General features: G+C 54.3%; 21 protein-coding genes. 9 read left to right on the top strand and 12 right to left on the bottom strand.

Annotated features, from left to right (window positions below; translation table 11 throughout):
* Window positions 1-226: 226 nt before the first annotated feature.
* From map to fahA, 11 genes are all read right to left on the bottom strand, one after another.
* Window positions 227-1,006, bottom strand: a complete 780-nt coding sequence (map, locus tag PJE062_RS18490; protein WP_008551095.1) for a type I methionyl aminopeptidase — start codon at window positions 1,004-1,006, stop codon at window positions 227-229.
* Window positions 1,003-1,209 carry a ParD-like family protein gene (locus PJE062_RS18485; RefSeq protein ID WP_008551251.1) on the bottom strand — a complete coding sequence of 69 codons (207 nt, stop codon included), beginning with the start codon at window positions 1,207-1,209 and terminating at the stop codon, window positions 1,003-1,005. The genes map and PJE062_RS18485 overlap by 4 nt, the downstream gene beginning before the upstream one ends.
* A gap of 81 nt (window positions 1,210-1,290) precedes the next feature.
* Window positions 1,291-2,541, bottom strand: coding sequence for an NAD(P)-binding domain-containing protein (locus PJE062_RS18480; protein ID WP_008550782.1), 1,251 nt, complete (start codon window positions 2,539-2,541; stop codon window positions 1,291-1,293).
* A 185-nt stretch (window positions 2,542-2,726) separates the two neighbouring features.
* A complete protein-coding gene (locus tag PJE062_RS18475; protein WP_008551236.1) occupies window positions 2,727-4,043 on the bottom strand; it encodes a TRAP transporter large permease in 1,317 nt (438 codons plus the stop codon).
* Window positions 4,044-4,047: 4 nt separating this feature from the next.
* Window positions 4,048-4,521, bottom strand: a complete 474-nt coding sequence (locus PJE062_RS18470) for a TRAP transporter small permease (RefSeq protein WP_008550866.1) — start codon at window positions 4,519-4,521, stop codon at window positions 4,048-4,050.
* A gap of 35 nt (window positions 4,522-4,556) precedes the next feature.
* Window positions 4,557-5,606 (bottom strand): TRAP transporter substrate-binding protein, encoded by a 1,050-nt coding sequence (locus PJE062_RS18465; protein WP_008551120.1) that lies wholly within the window; start codon window positions 5,604-5,606, stop codon window positions 4,557-4,559.
* A gap of 95 nt (window positions 5,607-5,701) precedes the next feature.
* The gene (locus PJE062_RS18460; RefSeq protein ID WP_008550902.1) at window positions 5,702-6,244 is read right to left on the bottom strand and encodes a VOC family protein; all 543 of its coding nucleotides are present in this window, start codon (window positions 6,242-6,244) and stop codon (window positions 5,702-5,704) included.
* 19 nt (window positions 6,245-6,263) lie between these two features.
* Window positions 6,264-6,473, bottom strand: coding sequence for a DUF2783 domain-containing protein (locus PJE062_RS18455; protein WP_014290459.1), 210 nt, complete (start codon window positions 6,471-6,473; stop codon window positions 6,264-6,266).
* Complete coding sequence (locus PJE062_RS18450; protein ID WP_008550980.1) at window positions 6,470-8,092, bottom strand: FAD-dependent oxidoreductase; 1,623 nt, start codon at window positions 8,090-8,092, stop codon at window positions 6,470-6,472. Before PJE062_RS18450 ends, PJE062_RS18455 begins: the two co-directional genes overlap by 4 nt.
* A gap of 310 nt (window positions 8,093-8,402) precedes the next feature.
* Window positions 8,403-9,353, bottom strand: a complete 951-nt coding sequence (locus PJE062_RS18445) for an MBL fold metallo-hydrolase (RefSeq protein ID WP_008550826.1) — start codon at window positions 9,351-9,353, stop codon at window positions 8,403-8,405.
* Window positions 9,354-9,368: 15 nt separating this feature from the next.
* Window positions 9,369-10,637, bottom strand: a complete 1,269-nt coding sequence (gene fahA / locus PJE062_RS18440; protein WP_008551049.1) for a fumarylacetoacetase — start codon at window positions 10,635-10,637, stop codon at window positions 9,369-9,371.
* 310 nt (window positions 10,638-10,947) lie between these two features.
* Between fahA and PJE062_RS18435 the strand changes: the two genes are divergently transcribed.
* From PJE062_RS18435 to PJE062_RS18400, 9 genes are all read left to right on the top strand, one after another.
* Window positions 10,948-11,448, top strand: a complete 501-nt coding sequence (locus tag PJE062_RS18435; protein WP_164845297.1) for a MarR family winged helix-turn-helix transcriptional regulator — start codon at window positions 10,948-10,950, stop codon at window positions 11,446-11,448.
* 88 nt (window positions 11,449-11,536) lie between these two features.
* Window positions 11,537-12,172, top strand: coding sequence for a maleylacetoacetate isomerase (maiA, locus tag PJE062_RS18430; RefSeq protein WP_008551151.1), 636 nt, complete (start codon window positions 11,537-11,539; stop codon window positions 12,170-12,172).
* A gap of 413 nt (window positions 12,173-12,585) precedes the next feature.
* The gene (locus PJE062_RS18425) at window positions 12,586-14,163 is read left to right on the top strand and encodes an ABC transporter substrate-binding protein (protein WP_008550886.1); all 1,578 of its coding nucleotides are present in this window, start codon (window positions 12,586-12,588) and stop codon (window positions 14,161-14,163) included.
* A gap of 187 nt (window positions 14,164-14,350) precedes the next feature.
* A complete protein-coding gene (locus tag PJE062_RS18420; RefSeq protein ID WP_008550998.1) occupies window positions 14,351-15,292 on the top strand; it encodes an ABC transporter permease in 942 nt (313 codons plus the stop codon).
* Window positions 15,289-16,164 carry an ABC transporter permease gene (locus PJE062_RS18415; RefSeq protein WP_008550966.1) on the top strand — a complete coding sequence of 292 codons (876 nt, stop codon included), beginning with the start codon at window positions 15,289-15,291 and terminating at the stop codon, window positions 16,162-16,164. Before PJE062_RS18420 ends, PJE062_RS18415 begins: the two co-directional genes overlap by 4 nt.
* The gene (locus tag PJE062_RS27110) at window positions 16,164-16,805 is read left to right on the top strand and encodes an ABC transporter ATP-binding protein (protein ID WP_008550798.1); all 642 of its coding nucleotides are present in this window, start codon (window positions 16,164-16,166) and stop codon (window positions 16,803-16,805) included. The genes PJE062_RS18415 and PJE062_RS27110 overlap by 1 nt, the downstream gene beginning before the upstream one ends.
* The gene (locus PJE062_RS27105) at window positions 16,787-17,158 is read left to right on the top strand and encodes an oligopeptide/dipeptide ABC transporter ATP-binding protein (RefSeq protein WP_008551089.1); all 372 of its coding nucleotides are present in this window, start codon (window positions 16,787-16,789) and stop codon (window positions 17,156-17,158) included. Before PJE062_RS27110 ends, PJE062_RS27105 begins: the two co-directional genes overlap by 19 nt.
* The gene (locus PJE062_RS18405; RefSeq protein ID WP_008550822.1) at window positions 17,155-18,171 is read left to right on the top strand and encodes an ABC transporter ATP-binding protein; all 1,017 of its coding nucleotides are present in this window, start codon (window positions 17,155-17,157) and stop codon (window positions 18,169-18,171) included. Before PJE062_RS27105 ends, PJE062_RS18405 begins: the two co-directional genes overlap by 4 nt.
* 11 nt (window positions 18,172-18,182) lie before the next feature.
* Window positions 18,183-19,988, top strand: a complete 1,806-nt coding sequence (locus tag PJE062_RS18400) for a M24B family metallopeptidase (RefSeq protein ID WP_008551073.1) — start codon at window positions 18,183-18,185, stop codon at window positions 19,986-19,988.
* Between the two features lie 76 nt (window positions 19,989-20,064).
* Here the strand turns inward: PJE062_RS18400 and PJE062_RS18395 are convergent, their stop codons facing one another.
* The gene (locus PJE062_RS18395; protein ID WP_008551091.1) at window positions 20,065-21,228 is read right to left on the bottom strand and encodes an iron-containing alcohol dehydrogenase; all 1,164 of its coding nucleotides are present in this window, start codon (window positions 21,226-21,228) and stop codon (window positions 20,065-20,067) included.
* Window positions 21,229-21,233 lie beyond the last annotated feature (5 nt).

The following is a 21,233-nucleotide window of genomic DNA, read 5'->3' as shown; positions in this document are numbered from 1 at the left end:
GAGACGACTAGAGCCCATGTTGATCCCACACGCCATAGCCAAATCGCGGTGCTAAAAAAAATACCGAAGTGTATGATAATGTATAAAAAATTGTCTTTGTAGGTAAAACGGAGTGTTTGAAATGTATTGTCAGTGTTTATGTGCATCTATGTGCCTTTAATACCAAGAGATAACTCATATTGTTATTCTTGCATATTGCCTTTGATTTGTTAGCAAATGCAATAGCCTACCCCGGTACCTTCTCCCCGTCCCGCAGTGTCAATACCTCGAACCCGTCGGCTGTGACCAGCACGGTGTGTTCCCATTGGGCGGAGAGTTGGCGGTCTAGGGTTTCTACGGTCCAGCCGTCTTCTTTGGTCACGGTAAGTTCGGTGCCTGCGTTGACCATTGGCTCGATGGTGAAGGTCATACCTTCCTTCAGCAGAGTTCCGGTGCCGCGTTTGCCGAAGTGCATGACGGACGGGCCTTCGTGCATGTCACGGCCAATGCCGTGGCCGCAGTAGTCACGCACCACGGAGTAACCCGCGTTTTCTGCGGTCTGCTGAATGGCGGCGCCCACATCCCCCAGTCTCGCGCCGGGGCGCACTTCTTTAATGCCGGCCCACATGGCTTTGTAGGTGGTTTTGACCAGCTTCTGCGTTTTGCGGGAGGCTCCGGGCATCACAAAGGTGGTGCTGGAATCTGCGATGAAGCCGTCTTTTTCCAGCGTGATATCAACGTTGATGATGTCGGATGCTTTCAGCTTGCGTCGCTTATCCGGGATGCCGTGGCAGACCACTTCGTTGATGGAAGAGTTGAGCGCGAACTTGTAGCCGTATTGGCCTTTGCTGGCTGGGCGGGCTTGCAGCTCGTTGACGATGTAATCTTCAACGCGATCGTTGATCTCCAGCGTGGAAACACCAGGCTTTACAACATCTTCCAGCATCTTGAAGACCTGAGCCAGCAGCTTGCCGGATTGGCGCATCAGGGCAATTTCATCGGCGTTTTTGATGATGATCGCACTCATGTCTCAATCACCTCAGGCGGGGCGAGTTTGCAGGCTTTCAGTTGCTGTTGAACCAGCTCGGAGTAGGTCAAGGTTGGGTTCAGCTCGGCGAGCATACCCATTTTGATCCAGAACTCCGCCTGTGCGTTGATGGAGCGAGACATGACGGTGCTCGCTTTTCTGATTTCCTCGTGCAGATCATCAGAGATTTTGACAATGCCCATGGAAAGGCTCCTTATACGTTTAATATACGTATCGTATATGAAACGCATAAAGGCAAGAGGAGATCTTCGGAGAGGTGTGTTCTACTCTTTCAGGTCATACGTGAAAGGATACTGGCGGTAGTCCTGCTGATAGTGGCGCTTATGGTCGTTCAGGGTGTTCAGAAAGCCCTTCCAATCCAGATGAGGCTCGCCGGTCATATCACTCAGGCGCGCAAAACACTCAAACACGCTGTTGTGGTATTCCTCCAGATTAGCAGGGTCTTTTTGCAGCACGCAGCCGCCATTGGCGACTTCCGCTTTAATCTCCTCAATCGGAGGCAGCTCCAGCTCCCCACTCAGGATTTTGGCGCAGTAGACGCTTTGCAATTGGATGCTGGCGAAGTGCACCGTAAAACGTGGCAGGCCGAGAAAAATGAGCGTTGGGTCAGATGGATAGAACATGTTGAGGTAAAGCGGGCCAATGGAGCAACCGCTCAGCTCAATGTCGTTCAGGGAGCCCTTCAGAAACGGGAAGTCGTAGATGTAGCCGGTGCACAGGATGATGGCGTCAACGTCATAGAGCACCTCGCCGTTTTGCAGGTAGATGTTCTTGCCTTCCACGCGTGCGGGCCGATCGTGCTGGCTTATGTTGAGGCTCTGCCCATAAAGGCCATCGCGCACATAGCACTTGTGTCCGTTGGGAGGAAACGTGCCGCAGATGTAAACCTGCTCGGCGTACGGGCTTAGATCCAAAGAGATGTCTTCGGAAGAAACGCAGGCGCCAATCAGAGCAACGCGCTTGCCCTCATAAAGGTTCGGCAGGCGGTAAGACTGGGAGTGGGTGACCGAGCCCTCAAAACTCTCCAACCCATCTATCTTAGCTATGTTCGGATAACTGTCCTTGCCGGTGGCCACGATCACATGGGTGAAGATCCGTTGGGTACCTTCCGTTGTTACACGCCAGCCATCGCCAGCTTTTTCAACGTGTTGCACTGGTGTGTTGAACTCAATGAGGTTTGAGATGCCGGCGGCCTTGGCGGTGGCGTCGATATAATCCAGCACCTGAACGCGGCCAGGAAACAGCTCCAGCTCTTCCGGCAGTTTATAGTCGCTGATCTGCATGGCGCGTTTGGGCAGGTTGGCGCGCAGTTTGGGGTACATGGCGGAATAAACGCTCTGGCTTTGCGGATCGCGAACGTCAAGCGGCTCGTCGGTGAGGACCTCATAGGCCCACTGTCCGCCCAGACAGTTTCGCGCTTCAAACAAAGATGGAATGATACCGCGACGCTTGAGTTCAATCGCTGCTGTGAGCCCGGTTGGGCCAGCCCCGATAATGGCGATGTTAGGAGCCATGAAACCCTCAGCCTTATTATGGTTGCGGGTACTATGGGCCTTGCGGGTTAATTGCCCGTTCTTGGGATTGTTAGGATGCGAGATGAGTGAAGTGGTTCGATGAATTTCTTTGATCCGCTCAATCCCCAAAGCAGAAAGGGAGAGCTGATGCCCTCCCCTTTGCGATGATCAATGATCCCTTAGATCTACATGGCTCCAACAAGCCACAATGAGAAGCCGGGGACCGCGATCAGCAGCGCGAGGCGGACAAGGTCTGAAACCCAGAACGGGAACACGCCCTTGAAGATGGTGGAGAGCTTTACATCCTGCAGCACGTTGCGCAGCACGAATACATTGAGCCCAACCGGAGGCGAAATCAGACTGATCTCCGTCACAACCACAACAATCACGGCAAACCAGATCAGTACAGCTTCCGGATCCGCCAGCATTTCGTGGCCGAAATCCAGCTCCAAAATGAGCGGGTAGAACACCGGCACCGTCAACAGGATCATGGAGAGGCTTTCCAGCACACAGCCCAGCACAATGTAGATGAGCACGATACCGAGGATCACCATGTAGGCGTTCAGCTCAAGGTCCAGCACCCATTCTGCTAGCGTATCCGGCAGGCCTGCAAAGTTGACGAAGTTGGAGAACACTTCTGCGCCGATGATGATCATGAAGATCATGGCCGTGGTGCGGGCACTCTCCAGCATGGCGTGGTAGAGGTTTTTTATGGTCATGCCGCCCATGAGCAGCGCGATCAGGAACGACGTACCAGCGCCGATGCCCGCTGCTTCTGTCGGCGTGAAGAAACCACCATAGATACCAACCATGATCACTGCGAAGAGACCAAGGACCGCGAAAACGCCCAGTCTTTCCTTTCGGGTGAATGGTTCAACACCTTCAGCCTTGGGAGCGAGAGACGGGTTGAGTAGCGTGGCGACGTAGATGGCGCCGATGTAAAGCAAGAGTCCCAGAATGCCCGGAATTACACCCGCGATGAACAGTTTGCCGATGTCGGATTCTGTCAGCAGGCCATAGATGATCATCACCACAGATGGCGGGATCAAAATGCCGAGGGTGCCACCAGCTGCGATGGAACCGGAAGCCAAGCTGTCTGCATAGCCGTATTTGCGCATGGACGGCATGGCCACTTTGGACATGGTGGCAGCCGTCGCCAGAGACGATCCGCAAACAGCAGAAAAACCACCACAAGCCACAACTGATGCCATGGCAAGGCCTCCGCGCGCGCCGCCCAGCAGGCGGTTTGCAGCAGCATAAAGGCCGTGGCTGACACCGGAAATGGTGAGCAGGTTGCCCATGAGGATGAACAGCGGAACAACGGAGAGTGAGTAAGACAGACTGGTTTCAAAGCCAACGGTGCTGACAACGGACCATGTGGCGGACCATCCGCGCATCCAGGCAAAGCCGATGGCGCCGACAAAGATCATGGCGAACGCGATTGGCACGCGCAGGAAAATGAGGACGAGCAGAGCTGCAAAGCCGAGAAGGGACTCAAACATGACTTTAAAAACCTCTGCGGAATGCTTTTTTGAAGAATACGAAGGTGTAACAGGCGCTCAGCAGCGCAGAGACAGCAGCGATCCAGGAAAGGGGTGCCAGTGGAATGTCCAGAGCATTGGTCACAGCGCCATCTTCCATTAGACGTTCAGCGTGAGCTGCCAGTCGCCAGGAGAGGATCACAAGGGTGACCGTGGAAACCGACCAGGCAATGCCCTTCATCACTGATTGCATGACGGGTGGAACCATGCCGTAGATCATGTCCACTTCAACATGTTCTTTACGAGAGGTTGTCAGCGGCAGAGCTGCGAAAACCAGAGCGCCAAGCATGAGCTGGGTGATTTCGAAAGCACCGCGAACAGGAGCGTTGAACCAGTAACGGCCAACCACATCAACGACTGTAAGGCCAGTCAGACCCGCGAGGAGTAACGCGCAACATATTCCAAGGCCAAGCTCAATGAGGTTGGCGAGGGAGCGCACCCGCGATGCGCCCCCGGACCTGTTGTTAGACCCGATCAATTTTCTACGCCTGTAGATTTACGGAACTTGTCGAGAGCAGCAGCGCCGTCAAAGCCGTCTTCTGCAACTGCTTTTGCCCATTCGGTCTCATAGGCAGCTGCTTTTTCCTTGATGGCCGCAACCATTTCAGGAGATGCATCATAGATTTCGATGCCAGCTTTGTTGATGCGCTCGATTGCTTTCTCGTCCGCACCGTTCCATGCCTTACCAACGCGCTCAGCAAACGCATCGCCGGAGATCGCCATGATTGCAGCCTGATCTTCAGCAGAAATCTCACCCCATTTACCTTCGTTCATGACGAGGAACCATGTGGTGTTGTAGATGCCGCCCGGAACGCGCATGGAGTACTTCACGTGATCCAGCAGTTTGAATGCTGTCAGAGCTTCATAAGTGAAGGTCACACCGTCGATGATGCCGCGAGACAGGGTCTCGTACACTTCGCCGGATGGCATGAACAGCGGAGATGCGCCCAGATCGCTTGCCAGATCAGCAATGTAACCACCCGGTACACGGATCTTCAGGCCTTCGATGTCAGCTGGTGTGTTCAGCTTGCGCACGTTGTTATGGAACACGCCCGGACCATGAACGAAGAGACCAAGAACTTTGGTGCCTTTGTGCTCAGCCTGTGCATCCAGATCGTTTGCGTAAACATCCCAGAATGCTTTGGAACCGGAAACAGCGTCATCACCCAGGAAGGAGAACTGACCGATACGGGAACGTTGGAAGCGGTTGTCCTTGGTGAAGGAGTGTAGGCCGTAGGTGATGTCGACAACGCCATCAGCAGCCATGTCAAAGTGCGCTGGTGGGGCGCCGGCTGGCTTGGCCAGAACACGCACGGATACGCGGCCATCAGTAACTTTTTTAACTTCTTTCGCCCACGGCTTGATTGCGTTGACCACAATCGGGTGGCGTGGTGGCAGCCAGCTGGAAAGAACCAGCTTTGTTTCAGCGTATGCAGCAGTTGCAAATGCAGTTGGCGCCAACATGGCAGCTGTTGCCATGCCAAGCAGCGTGCGGCGAGCAACTTTCGTCTTCAAGAATTCCATGGCTCCCTCCCTTAAGATGCCAATAAAATCATTTTGTCAGATGAAGAACGGGAACCTCCCAGTCCCCGCCCTTCTGGCAGGTCGTCTTTAAAAAATTAGACTTTGCCGAGTTCTTTTGCGTGCAGCCAGTCAGCGTGTTTTGGCGCTTTCTTGGTGCGGCTCCACTCTTCCAGCATTTCCCACTTCACAGCATCGAGACGCTTCAGCTTCTCTTCTTCTGCTGGATCCGGACAAGCCAGCTCGATGCGGTGTCCGTTTGGATCGAAGAAGTAGATGGAGTGGAAGATGGAGTGATCGGTCACGCCCAACACGTCGATGCCGTTTGCTTCCAGCTTTTCTTTGAAAGCGATCAGGGTTTCGCGATCCTTCACCTTGAATGCAATGTGCTGCACCCAGATTGGTGTGTTCTCATCACGGCCCATTTCCGGCTTTGTTGGCAGTTCAAAGAACGCCAGCACGTTACCGTTACCTGCATCAAGGAACAGGTGCATGTACGGATCAGGCTCGTGTGTGGAAGGAACCTTGTCCTCTGCAATCGCCAGCACAAAGTCCATGTTGAGGTTCTTGGTGTACCACTCAACAGTCTCTTTTGCGTCTTTACAGCGGTAAGCAACGTGGTGAATTTGCTCAATTTTCATAAGACTCTAACCGAGGCGATTAAGCCTCGCCTCCTCCCTGTGTGTTGGCAGCCAGGTCCATTGCTTCGCGAAGAACATCTGCATCACCAATGTGATTGGCGAGGATAAGAACCAGCTTGGCGTTGAGCGCTTCGCTTTCCTTCTCAGAGCGTCCTTCATGCAGAACCAGAAGATCGTGATAAAACTCGTCCGGTTTGGCGATGTTTGCTTTTGTATTCAGATGGCTCATTGTGCGGCCTCCTGCTCAAAAATGCCGATAGCGCGGTTCAGAGCCTGCGCAATGTTCGCGCCGTCATAGGTCTCCCAACGGGCAGCCACGTGCTGGTCCGGGCGCATCAGATAAACGGCGGAAGACTTATCTCCCAGATAGCGATCCCTGATCTCATCTGTCGCGTTCACACGCAGCGCTGAGATGGTGATGCCGCCAACGTCTACAGTGTCCGGCACATCCGCGTTGATTGCCAGCAACTGGAATTTGTTGCCCATCTGATCCAGCAACCAGCCATTTGCCGTTGGTGCATCCGCTGCCGGAGAACCCGGACGGGAGCGTACAGGCATGCCAGCACAATCATCGCTGTTCAGCGAAGACCCGTCATAGGTGGCCGGAACAGACAGACGACCGGAGTTCACCAATGGGCGTGCAAATTCAGCAGCCTCAGAAAGGTCCAGAACAGCATCGCGGAACACACGGCTGATTGCAGATTTAGGTGTGATGAAGTCGGTAGAGCGGGAAGAGTTCAAAATGTTCTCATCCGCAGCGTAGATGCGCTCTTCATCATAGGTGTCCAGCAGGCTCATTGGCGCCGTGCCGTCCATCACCAGTTTCAGCTTCCAGATCAGGTTGTCAGTGTCCTGCAGACCGGAGTTTGCACCACGGGCACCGAACGGAGACACCTGGTGGGCACTGTCGCCAGCAAAGATCACACGGCCTTTGCGGAATTGCTCCATACGGCGGCACTGGAAGGTGTAAATGGAAACCCACTCAAGCTCGAAGTTTACATCCTCACCAAGCATAGCTTTCAGGCGAGGGATGACGTTTTCCGGCTTCTTCTCTTCTTCCTTGTCGACATCCCAACCAAGCTGAAGGTCGATGCGCCACACATTGTCTGGCTGCTTATGGAGAAGAGCGGACTGACCGCGGTTGAATGGCGGATCAAACCAGAACCAGCGCTCTGTCGGGAAGTCTGCTTCCATAACCACATCGGCGATCAGGAAGTTGTCTTCAAAGATGCGGCCTACAAAGTCCAGACCCATCATGGCGCGGATTGGAGAGGCTGCACCGTCACAAGCGATCACCCAGTCCGCTTCAACGGAGTAGTTGCCTTCCGGTGTCTCCAGCTCAACAGTTGCGAAGTCACTGCCCTGATCAACGGAAACAACTTTGTTGTTGCCACGGATCTCAATTGGCTTGCCCTGCGCCTGAAGCTCTTTAACCCGGTCAACCAGATACTCTTCAAAGTAATACTGTTGCAGGTTGATGAAAGCCGGACGCTTGTGACCGTCTTCTGGCAGCAGATCAAACTGATAGACCTGACGCTCGTCGAAGAACACTTTGCCCACGTTCCACTGAACGCCTTTGTCGACAAACTGATCACCGCAGCCAATGCGGTCGAGGATTTCCAGCGGGCGCTTTGCATAACAAACCGCGCGAGAACCCCAGCTCACTTTGTCGTTGTCATCGACAACAACAACTTCAATGTCCTGCATGGCCAGTTCAATTGCTGCGGCCAGACCAATCGGGCCCGCTCCCACCACAACAACTTTATGGCGCACTGCCTTTTCCGCATCCTGATCCGGTGACCGGACATATGGATATAGCGGAACTTCGAAAATCTTTTTTTTCGTCATACGCTGCCTCCCAGCAAGTGTGATGCCTCAGCCAGCATCCGGCAAAACATCAATCAACTTTGGAGAGCCGGCTGGAACTTGGGGCCATCCGGCGCTCTGACGCATATGGGGCGGCTTTCGCCTGCGAGGTTTTTCGTCAATGTTGGGAGCCAGCAGTATCGATCGTTCACAAACAGAGTAAGAATTGTTCTGCGAAGGAAGGATCCAATCTCTGTTATGGATTTACTCTGTTCCTCAAGGCTCCCAAGTGGGTTGGACTTAAGCTTTGCTGACAGAACAAGCTCTGTCAGCTGGCTTAAGCCCCTTCATATTAGCCCTGCAATGCTGCCCACATTTCGCGGTCGCGCTCTGCAGTCCAAATACGTGGTGTTTCAATGCCGCGGGCTTCGTCAAAAGCGCGTGCGACGTTGAATGGCAGACAATGCTCGTAGATTGCGTAGTCAGCGAATTTTGGATCGCATTCTGCGCGCACTGCGTCCCATGCTTCTTTCAGCGTGCCGCCTCGTACTGCCACGCGGGCGGCTGGTTTATAGGTGCTTTCAACAAAGTCACGGGTGTTCTCAATGGCTTTGTTGACCATCTCTTTGCCCACAAGCGCATCACCACGGCCTGGTGCAATTGCATCTGGATTGTAGGCTTTGATCGCGTCGAGCGTGTTGCCCCAGTCTTTGAAGTGACCGTCACCGCAGTAACAGGCGGAGTGGTACTCAACGATATCACCGGTGAACATCACGCCTTCATCTGGAACCCATGCAACAATGTCACCAGCGGTGTGGGCGCGGCCCAGATGCATCAGCTCAACCTTGCGCTTGCCCATGTTGATGGTCATGCGGTTTTTGAAGGTCATAGTTGGCCAAGTAAGGCCCGGAATGGAATCTGCTGCAGAGAACAGGCGTGGGAAACGACCGTACTCAGAATCCCAGTCTTCCTGACCGCGTTCGTAAATCATGCCCTCACACTTTTCAGAGGCAATGATTTCAGAGGCGCCGTAACCGGAGGCACCCAGCACGCGCACAGCGTGGTAGTGGGTCAGGGTTACGTATTTGATCGGCTTGTCAGTGACTTCGCGGATTTTATCAACCACGAGCTGAGCCATGACAGGGGTTGCCTGCGCATCAACCACCATGACGCTGTCATCACCAATGATAACGCCGGTGTTTGGATCACCTTCCGCGGTGAACGCGTACAGATCGCGTCCAACTTCGGTGAAGGAGATCTTTTTGGCTTCCATGTCGCCACTGGATGCAAATGCTTTAGCCATCGTCACTATCCTAAATTAAGCTTTGAAATCTGGAGCTGGCAGAATTTTGCCGGTGCATTCGCCGAAGCCGATGCGGAAGCCATCGCCTTGCGCCCAACCTGTCAGCGTAAGAGTGTCACCATCCTCGATGAACGTACGGCTTTCGCCGCTGTCCAGAGTGATTGGCTCTTTACCACCCCATGTGAGTTCCATGAGGGAACCAAACTCAGCTTTTTCCGCACCGGAGATGGTGCCGGAGCCGAGCAGGTCGCCCGTGTTCATTTTACAGCCGCCAATGGCATGGTGTGTCAGCTGCTGCGCCGCAGAGTAGTACATACGGTTGTAGTTGGTGTGGCAGAGCAAAGTCGCTTTATCAGCGCCTTCCGGCTGCATGTAGGCCTGCAACTCAATGTCATAGATCATCGGACCCGGCTCATTGAGGTAAGGCAGAAGTTCCTTTTCACGCTCCGGTGTGCTGGTGCGGAAGGATTCCAGCGCGGCCTTCGTCACAACCCATGGGCTAATGGAAGTTGCGAATGCTTTTGCCTGAAACGGACCAAGCGGCTGATATTCCCAGCCCTGAATGTCACGGGCGGACCAGTCGTTCAGCAGAACGTAACCGAAGATCATGTCGTCGGCTTCCTGCACGGTGATCGGCTGACCCATTGTGCTTGGTGTGCCAACAACTGCGCCCATTTCCAGCTCAATGTCGAGACGTGCGCAAGCCTTGAAAGATGGCACTTGAGCGGTTGGGGCTTTGGTCTGGCCAAGTGGGCGCTTAATATCTGTACCGGATACAACGACCGTTGAGGCGCGGCCATTGTATCCGATTGGGATATGCAACCAGTTTGGTGGTAGTGCATTCTCAGCGCCGCGCAGGATGGTACCAATGTTCATGGCATGCTGCTTGCCAGCGTAAAAGTCGGTGTATTCAGAGACTGCGAAAGGCAGGTACATCTGTGCCGCGCTCATTGGCACCAGCGCTTTTGCCTTCAGAATGTCGTTGCCGGAAAGGGCGTCATTGCCATCTTTGGAAAGCAGGGCAGTCAGCTGATCGCGCACGCTGTCCCAGGACGCTTTGCCAAGGCCCATGAAGTCATTGAGGGCTGGCTTATCGAAGACGGTGGCAGAACCGCCTGCATTGAGAAGACCGGCGGATTCCAGCACAGCCATGTCAACAACCATGTCCCCGATCGCAACACCACACCGTGGCTCTTCACCGTTTTTGGCAAACACACCGTAGGGAAGATTCTGGATTGGGAAATGGCAGTGCGCTGCATTCGCACTCTCGATCCAACTCGTCATAACACATCCTTGGCAATTGAAGATCGCAGCAAAGTCCTCCCAGACTCAGGCAATCTGTAATTTATCTAATCTCAGAATAGTTTCACTTGTAACTTTGTCAATAACATTTTCCGCCAAAACAAATTCCCTAAGCGTAAGAAAGCGGGCTAAAATGCTGCAAAATGGCTAAAAATAGCTGATTATTCTACTTTGGGATATATATCAGTGAGCCGTTTGATGGTCTTGACATATAGTTGCAATTGATACTATCAGGATATTTGTGCAAGTATCTATGTGCAATAGTTTCATTTTAAACCAACGAGACGTGATGATGGTGACTGCGAATAACACGATGGATAAGGAAGACTTCCAGCTTGGGTCGTTCTTTCCCTACAAGGTCCGTGTTTTTGGCACAGCCGTTAGTACTGCTGTCTCAAGTGTTTATCGGGAACGGTATGGCCTCAGCGTATCTGAGTGGCGCACCATGGCGATCCTGGGTCGCAATCAGGCGCTGTCTGCTTCAGAGATTGTTGAGCGCTCCAGTATGGACAAGGTGAATGTCAGCCGCGCTGTTCAGGCCCTTCGCAAAAAGGAGTTCCTGCGCCGCGATATTGACGGAGAGGATCGCCGAAAATCCGTACTGCGTCTGACCGAAAAAGGTCTGGCCGTTTTCAATGATGTCATTCCGTTGGTTCGAGATGTGGAAGCTGCGTTGACTGAGAACCTTTCCGCAGAAGAACAGGCGGTTCTTCTGACCCTGATGGAAAAGGTGCAGAAAAACGCAGAAGCGCTCATTGGGGATATGAGCGCCGAGGCAGCCAACGGGTCCTGAAGTGGAACCTTTGAAACGTGAGCATCCGTTCTCGCAAAGGGTTCCGCGCAAGATAGAGAATTGAGCTCTGGGAGGGGGCGCCAATACGATGAGCAATATTACTTTATATGATTACTGGCGCTCTTCTGCGAGCTATCGGGTGCGTATCGCGCTGAACCTGAAAGGCCTCAGCTACGACATGGTGACCGTCAACCTGCTCAAGGGCGAGCAGAAGGACGCGGACAACCTCAAGCGCAACCCGCAAGGCTTTGTGCCATCACTGGATCTGGACGGCGATATGATGACTCAGTCTCTCGCCATCATCGAGTATCTGGATGAGCTGCACCCATCCCCTGCCCTGATGCCTGCCACCGCCCGCGAACGGGCCCGCGTGCGCACGCTGTCCCATGCCATCGCCATGGATATCCACCCGGTCTGTAATCTGGGCGTGGTTCAGCGCATCGTGGAATTGTCTGGCGGCGACGATCAGGTCAAAGTCAACTGGATGCGTGAGTTCATCGCCAAAGGTCTCAATGCCTTTGAAGAGCTGCTGGCCGATGGGCAAAGCGGCAAGTTCTGTCATGGGGATCAGGTTGGGCTGGCTGATATCTGCCTTATCCCGCAGGTCTACAATGCGGATCGCTGGGGCGTGGACCGCTCTCAACTGACGCGCATCAACGCCATCGTCAAGGAAGCTGACCAGCTGGAAGCCTTTCAGAAGGCTGAGCCAAAACAGGATGCCTGAGGGAAAATCTCCCTCTGTTTAATGAATGGCGTTCATTTTTCACGCGGTGTTGGAAAATTATTCCTGCACCGCGTTTTTGCGTTTCAGGACGCTCATTCCAGAATAAATCAATTGTTTGGTTCCGAGAGTTTCGGAGGCACCTCAAGAATTACTGCAATATTCAGCGCAAGTTTCTCTCAGTGAAACTGTAATTTCAGCAATATTTCACTTCTAAACTATCTCTCTGCATAGATTTGTTGTCATGAAAATTTTTCTTTAATGAGTTTTGCCTCTTGCAAACAGAGATATATCAGAGATAATACTGATATATCACCGGTGGCTAATGGAATTATTGGGAGAGGCCACCACCTGCACGCCACCATGCATCATAAAATAATAAGCAGGCCCGGCGTGTATCAATTGAGGGGACTATCATGAAGACTTTATTGATTGCCGCGCTTGCAGGCGTGTCGATGCTCGCCATCAATTCGGCTCAGGCCGTGGAACGTGGCGGCACGCTCACCTTCGCCCGCTATGATGATTCCAATCTGGTTGATCCGGTGTATGCCGACCGTAACCCAGATATCTGGATGGTCACAAACCTCTATGACACTCTTCTGCGCACCAAGGCAGATGGCAAAACAATCGTTCCGGGGTTGGCGTCCGGCTACGAGGTTTCTGCGGATGGTAAAACCATCTCCATCACCCTGCGCGATGGCATCAAGTTTTCCGATGGTTCCCCGATTACTGCGGCAGACGTGAAGTTCTCACTGGAACGCGCCGTTAATCCGGATTTCGGTCCATGGTCCGGCCTGCTGGGCTCTGTTGAAAGCATCACTGAGACCAAGAATGGTGTCACGCTTTCTATGAAGAACCCTGACCCAACCATCATCTCCATTCTGGCAACGTTTAACACCGCGATCGTGTCCAAGGCCGCGTTTGAGGCAGCACCAGGAGCCAATGATCAGGAAAAGGCAACCGCTCTGTTCGCGCCGGGCACACCGGTTTCCGGCCCCTTCACGCTGAAAGACCGCACCCGTGGCAGCACCATGACCTTCTCCGCCAACCCGCATTACTGGCGTCAGGGCGAAGATGGCAAACCGCTGCCATATCTGGATGAAGTCAGCTTTGTTGTGATCCCGGATGATGCGACCCGTATCCTGAAATTGCAGGCGGGTGAAGTGAACGGTGCTGAGTTCGTGCCATTCTCCCGCGTGGCAGAGCTGAAGGCAGATCCTGCGATCAACATGGAGCTGTTCCCATCCACCCGCATCATCTACGCGCCGATCAATGCCCGCGAAACCCGCGCCGATGGTTCGCCAAACCCAATGGCCACCAAAGAGGCGCGTCAGGCGCTGAACTACGCAACCAACAAGGGCGCACTGGTTCAGCTGATCACTCATGGCACCGGCAAGTCCATGACATCCCCGCTGATGGCATCGACAACCCAGTTGGCACATGATGGCGGTCCGCTCTATCCATACGACCCTGCCAAGGCGAAAGAACTGGCAAAATCATCTGGTCTGGAAGGCGCTGAAATCACTCTGACCACCCTTGCAGGCTCTTCTGATGATGCAACTCTGTTTGCAGCCATTCAGCAGATGTGGGGCGCCATTGGTGTGAACGTGAAAGTGGAGCAGGTTGATAACCCAACCCGCGGCGCAAAGAACCGTTCCGGCGAGTTTGATGTTCACACCTACGGCTGGGTGAACGACGTGAACGATCCGGCACAGGTTGCTGGCTGGCTCGGCTATTACCCAACCCGCAAGGCAGTGGGCACAGGCTGGAACAATGCGGAGTTCAACTCCCTGTTCGAAGCCTCCAACACCGAGATCGATCCGGAAAAGCGCAGCGAGCAATATAAGCGCATGCAGGAAATCTACCGCGATGCGGCCCCGCTGCTGTTCCTTTATGAAACGCCATTTGCTGTTGCGCTGTCTGCCAACGTGAACGGCTATCTCCAGACACCGTTGGGGAACAACGAGTTCTCCTCGGCGTGGATTGCAAAATAACTCCTCCTCTGGGTGCACCCGGCCTGCGTCAACAGGTTGGCCGGGTGCAATTTGAACCGGGCGGGCTGGTCTGTTCATAAACGGCAGGACCAGACCACCTGCCCCATGCAATCCGGAAAGCCGAAGCGTCAATCCCGTTATTCCGGCGCTTCGGCTCTCACTGTTAAGCCTCTACTAGGGATCAGGAATGTCGTCACTTTCCTATCTGGTGTCACGCCTGTTGCAGATCATTCCGACCTTTCTTCTTGTGATGGTCGTAATCTTTCTGCTGGTGCGTATGCTGCCAGGGGATCCGGCCATTGCCATGGCCGATGCCAAAGCCACCGAAGCTCAGCTGGAACTCATCCGCCAAAAACTCGGGTTAAACGAACCGCTGCCCATGCAGTTCCTCTATTTTGTAAAGAACACTTTGACCGGAGATATGGGCACATCCATTCTCCTCAAAGCCCCTGTTCTGGAAGTTATTCTGGAGCGCATTCCTGTCACCGCATTCCTCACCATCTATGCGGTTTGTCTCTCCATTCTCATTGCCGGTCCGCTGGCCTTTGTTGCTGCACTCAACAAGAACGGCATGCTGGACATTGCCATTCGCAGCGGCTTTCAGGTGGGCCTTTCAACGCCTGTGTTTTACATCGGCCTGCTGCTGCTTACGTTTCTGGCCGCGTCCCTGCGCCTGTTTCCGGTTGGCGGTTACGGCACAACCTTCCTGCAGCACTTGCACCACCTGATGCTGCCCGCTTTGACGGTCGCGCTTTACACCTCCGCCATCATCATGCGGAACCTGCGCTCAGCGGTGATTGAGGTGCTGGATGCGGAGTATGTGCAGTTTGCCCGCTCCAAGGGGCTGTCGCGCAGCGTCATTTTAGGCCGACATGTTCTGCGCAATGCGCTCATTTCCACGGTCACCCTGCTGGGCCTTTCCATCGGCAACCTGATGAGTGGTACGCTGGTGACAGAAACCGTCTTCGCGGTGCCTGGTCTTGGCCGGTTGATGCTGGAGGCGATCTTCGCCCGTGATTACCCGCTGATTCAGGGCCTCACGCTCACGTTCGCCGTTATGGTTTCTCTCGTGTTTCTGTTCACCGATATGGTGCAGGCATGGCTTGATCCGAGGTTGCGCCTGTCATGACCCAGCTCGATACCCTTCAAGCCACTACACCGCAGAAGAAAAAGCTCCATCCACGGGTGAAAGCGCTGCTGCGCCCCGGCTTCCTGCTCGGTTTCTTCATTCTATCCTCTTCCATCCTGCTTGCCGTGTTCCCATGGGCGTTTGCGCCGTATGATCCAAACGCCTTTGACTTTATGGCCATTCAGCAACCACCAAGCTGGGCGCATCCGTTTGGCACGGATAATCTGGGCCGCGACACGCTTTCCCGCGTTATCTGGGCCTATCAGGTGGATATGCAGATTGCGTTCTTTGCCACCTTCTTTGCTATGGTGATCGGCGTGATTGTCGGATCACTGGTCGCTTATCATGGCGGCATTGCCGATGTGCTGTTTGGCCGATTGGTTGATGTCACCATCACCTTTCCGTTTCTGGTGTTGGTCATCGCAGTTGTAGCGGTTCTGGGACCGGGACTGACCAACATGTACGTGGCGGTGACGCTGGTGCAGTGGGTCTACTATGCCCGCCTCACCCGCGCTGAAATCATGACGCAGATGACCAGCGACTACGCTTCCGCCGGAAAGGTGATGGGCTACTCCTCCACTCGCATCATTTTCCGCCATCTGCTGCCCAACGCCACCACTCCGCTGATCACCTATTGGATGACCGATATGGCGCTCGCCATCCTGCTCGGGTCCTCTCTTGGCTATCTCGGCCTTGGGGCGCAGCCTCCGCAGGCGGAATGGGGCGTGCTGGTCGCAGAAGGCCGCAACTTCATCACCACCGCATGGTGGATGAGCCTGATGCCGGGGATCGCGATTGTTTTGACAGGGCTCGGGTTCTCTCTGGTGGGAGACAGCCTTGCCGATGTTCTCAGACCACGGGGGGCATCGTAATGAACAACCAAAACGAGAGCCTGTTACAGGTTCGCGATCTCACCACTACCTTTCACAGCAAGGGCCGTGTCCTGCGTGCTGTTGATGGCATTTCCTTTGATGTACGCGCTGGTGAAGTGCTTGGTCTGGTGGGAGAAAGTGGCTCTGGTAAGTCGATCACCCTACGCTCTATCATCGGCCTTGCCCGTGACTACGGCAGTGTCGAAGGCAGTGTTTATTGGAAGGGGGAAGATCTTCTGGCCCGCACGGACAAACAGCTGCAATCTGTGCGTGGCAGTCAGATCTCCATGATCTTTCAGGAGCCCATGACGTCGCTCAATCCGCTGCTTACCGTTGGCTTGCAGATTGAGGAGAACCTGAAGGCTCACACGGATCTGGACCGCCGCGCCCGCACAGCCCGCGCCATTGAGCTTCTGGACATGGTCGGCATTCCAAGTGCAGCGTCCCGGCTTAAAGACTTTCCGCACCAGTTCTCCGGCGGCATGCGTCAGCGGGTGATGATTGCCATCGCGCTTGCGTCCAATCCGGAACTGCTGCTGGCTGATGAGCCGACCACAGCGCTGGACGTGACCATTCAGGATCAGATCTGCAACTGCTGCTCTCACTGGCTAAGAACCTCAACATGGCGATTGTGCTGGTGACACATGACCTGGGCGTGGTCGCACAAACCTGTGATCGCGTGGCAGTGATGTACGCTGGTCGATTGGTAGAAACGGGCTCTGTTCGCGATGTGCTGAAACGACCTCAGCACCCTTACACACTCGGTTTGCTGAAATCGGTACCGGAAAACATTCCACCCCGCACACCATTGTACTCTGTGCCCGGCACACCACCGGCGCTGGATGCCCTGCCCAAAGGATGCGCCTTCGCACCGCGCTGTCTGAAAGCGGAGGATTTGTGTCTTGGTACCAAACCACCACTGGCGGTTCTGGGAGATGGAATTTCGTCGGCCTGTCATTTCGCGGCAGACATTCGTGAGGAGGTGCTGGCATGACCTATGAAGCTCCGGTTTTGGAAGTTGAGGGCCTGCATTTACACTTTCCGCTCAAAAGAACCCTCTTCGACGCAATTCAACGCAAAGAAAAACGCATCGTCAAAGCCCTAAACGGCGTAAGCCTTGAGGTGAAACGGGGTGAAACCCTTGGCATTGTTGGTGAATCTGGCTGTGGAAAGTCCACTTTGGCGCGTTGTCTGGCCCGTCTTTATGAGGCTGACAAAGGCACCATTCGTTATGATGGGCAAGAGGTTGCAGCCAAAGATGCCGGTGCATTGCGGGAGTATAACCGCAAGGTCCAGATGATGTTTCAGGACCCTTACTCCTCCCTCAATCCCCGCATGACAGTGCGGCAGGTGCTCACCGAGGCCCTGCGCGTTCACAACATGCGCCCTCCTGAGCAGATCGAAACCCGCATTGCAGAACTGCTGGATCTGGTCCGCCTGCCGCAAGATGCTGCGGATAAGCTCCCACACGAGTTTTCAGGAGGACAACGCCAACGCATTGCCATCGCACGTGCTTTGTCGGTGGAGCCGGAGGTGCTTGTGGCAGATGAGCTGGTGTCAGCGCTGGATGTTTCCGTGCAGGCGCAGGTGGTGAACCTGCTGCTGGAACTGCAGGAAAAGCTGGGCCTCACCATCCTGTTCGTGGCCCATGACCTCAGACTTGTACGTCATGTATCCCACAGGGTTGCGGTGATTTATCTGGGGTCAATTGTTGAGATCGGAGACTCCGAACAGCTCTTCAACGCCCCAAGACACCCCTACTCCAAGGCTCTTTTGGCAGCAGCTCCCTCTCTTGATCCTGACAAACGCCATACTCGCCCGTCAATCTCCGGCGAACTGCCTAGCCCGCTCAACGTACCAAAAGGCTGCGCCTTCCATGCCAGATGTCCCCATGCATCTGGCCGGTGCCAGAGTGAAATTCCCAGATTGAGGGCAATGGACGAGCTGGGTAAAGTGGCTTGTCATCATGCCGAAGCTCTTTTATCAGCGACAAACCCCATCAAATAGCCGAGCAGAAAATGTTGGAAAATCAGAAGTTTGAGACAACCACAGACCGCTTGAACCTCATCCGCACCGAGTTGAAGAACAAGGGGCTGGACGGAGTTATCATCCCCAGGTTTGATGAGCATCAGGGGGAATACTGCGCCCCGCATGATGAGCGACTGGCATGGGCAACCGGCTTCACCGGCTCTGCTGGCCTCGCAATTATCACGGCAGATCAAGCGGTTATGTTTGTTGATGGCCGCTATACAGTGCAGGTGCGCAACCAATGCAGCAGTGATCTGTTCTCCTACCAGCATATCTTTGATGAACCATTGGAAAACTGGATTTCCGCCAATATGAAGGCCGGTCAGCAAATCGGCGTTGATCCGATGCTTATCCCCTCCGCCTGGTGGGATCGATTTGCGGGTGGAGCCAATGAGGCAGGCGCCGCACTGGTCGCCACCAGCAGCAACCTCATTGATGCAGTCTGGGCTGATCAACCGGAAAAACCTCTCTCGCCAATCACACCGTATTCCCTTGAAAATGCTGGAAAAACAAGCCTAGAGAAACGTCGTGAGATCGCTGATCAACTAAAAGATGCAGGCGCAAAGGTGCTGGTGGAAACCCAGCCAGACAACATCGCCTGGCTTTTAAACGTGCGCGGCGATGATGTGGAGTTCAACCCAATCCCCCATTCCTTCCTGCTGCTGAAGGATGATGGTTCCGCCAACTGGTTCGTCGATTCCCGCAAGCTTTCCAACGACTTGAGCGAGTATGAGCTGGAGAATGTTGAAACCGCAGACCCGTCCAGCTTCATCAGCTCGCTGGCAAAAATGACGGATAAAGGAACGCAGGTTCTCATCGATCCAATGTTCTCCCCCGTCGCCACCCGCCTCGCCGTACAGGCTGCTCGCGGTGTTCCGGTGATGAAACCGGGAGCCGTTACTCTCACCAAGGCGAAGAAAAATGAAAGCGAACTCAAAGGCTTGCGTGATTGCCATATAAGAGATGGTATCGCGTGGACTGAGTTCTCTGCTTGGCTGAAACGGGAAGTCCCGCAGCGCGCTGAAGCAGGAGATCCGGTGCATGAGCTGGAAGCGGAAGAACGCATCCTGATGGAGCGCCAGCGCCAAAAAGACTTTGTATATCCGAGCTTTAGAAGTATTTCTGCCGCCGCTGGCAACGCCGCCATGTGCCATTACGCAGCCACGGAAGCGTCCAATACAGCGATCCTGCCTGAGAACACGTACCTGTTGGATTCTGGCGGTCAGTATCAGGACGGCACCACCGACGCGACGCGTACCTTTGCGTTCTCAGAGACCTCAGAGGAGTTCAAACGCGCCTACACCGCTGTTTTCAAAGGCTTTGTCGCGCTGGCCTCCCTGCGGTTTCCCAAAGGCACACAAGGCCATCACATCGATGGTTTCGCCCGCCGCCCGCTTTGGGACCTGGGTCTGGACTACGACCACGGTACCGGACACGGCATCGGCCACTTCCTCTCCGTCCACGAGCAACCGCAGCGTATCGGTAAACCTTACAATCCGGTGGATCTGGTCGCTGGTATGGTGATGTCCATTGAACCGGGATTTTACGTTGCAGATCAATACGGTATCCGGATTGAGAATCTCTTTGAGATCGTTGAGGAAGACGATGGTTTCCTCGCGTTCCGCAACCTCTCTTACATCCCGATTGAGCCGCAGATGCTCAACATGGTTGATCTGACACGAGCAGAAATCAAATGGCTTGGCGACTACAATGCTGATTTGAAACGGGTTCTTGGCTCAGAGCTGAGCCCGGATGCATATGACTACCTGATGCGTTGTACGGAACTACCGGAATAAACGCAGCCTTTGAGGTATAAAAACCCCGCAGAGCGAATGACTCTGCGGGGCTAATCATTTGGAGTTCAACAGGAAATCAGACGGATACCTGTTCTCCGATGGCTTCAATGAGCAGAGCTTTCGCGGCCTCCAGCGTCAGCTCTACAGGATTGCCACCGGCACTTGGATCCTTGATCGCTTCTTCCGCCAGCACGTCGATCTTATCAGTGCCAACGCCCAGCTCGCTCAAGGTCTCCGGAACGCCCATGTCCGCCCGCATTTTCATAACAAAATCAAAGAAGCCGTCGAAACCGCCCTCGATATCGAGGTAAGCCGCCAGCTTCTCGATCCGCTCTTCAATTGCACCACGGTTGAACTTCAACACAGTCGGCATGATGACGGCGTTGGTCAGGCCATGGTGGGTGTTGTAAACCGCACCAACCGGGTGAGCCAGCGCGTGAATGCCGCCAAGGCCTTTCTGGAAGGCCACTGCGCCCATAGCCGCCGCACTCATCATGTGACCGCGTGCTTCGATATCATTAGGATTTTCAACGACTTTCGGCAGGTTCTCTTTCAATAGACGCATGCCTTCCAGTGCGATGCCCTGAGACATCGGATGGTAGAATGGCGAGCTGTAGGCTTCCAGACAATGCACAAACGCATCGATGCCTGTACCAACGGTAATCATCTTCGGCATGCCAACAGTCAGCTCAGGATCACAGATCACAACGCTTGGCAGGATTTTCGGATGGAAGATGATCTTCTTAACGTGGCTCTCTGAGTTGGTGATCACACTCGCACGGCCAACTTCAGAACCGGTACCAGCAGTGGTTGGAACTGCGATATTCGGATAGATCGCATCCGCATCCGCACGGGTCCACCAGTCGCCAATGTCCTCAAAATCCCAGACTGGACGGGTCTGACCTGCCATGAATGCGATCAGCTTGCCCAGATCAAGACCGGACCCACCACCAAACGCGATAACGCCATCATGACCACCAGACTTGAAGGCTGCAACGCCTGCTTCCAGGTTGATTTCAGTCGGGTTTGGGTCAACCTCACTGAACATGGCGCGGCCAAGGCCAGCCTCTTCCATCACGTCCAAAGTGCTTGCAGTAACCGGCAGGTTTGCCAGGCCCTTATCAGTTACAAGCAAAGGCTTTTTGATGCCTGCAGCTGCACAAGCTTCGGCAAGTTCCTTAATGCGTCCGGCACCAAAGCGGATTGCGGTTGGGTAGCTCCAGTTTGCTGTCAACGTCATTGTTC

This window comes from Pseudovibrio sp. JE062 (assembly GCF_000156235.1).
Classification (GTDB): domain Bacteria; phylum Pseudomonadota; class Alphaproteobacteria; order Rhizobiales; family Stappiaceae; genus Pseudovibrio.
This window is presented reverse-complemented; position numbering and strand designations above follow the sequence as displayed.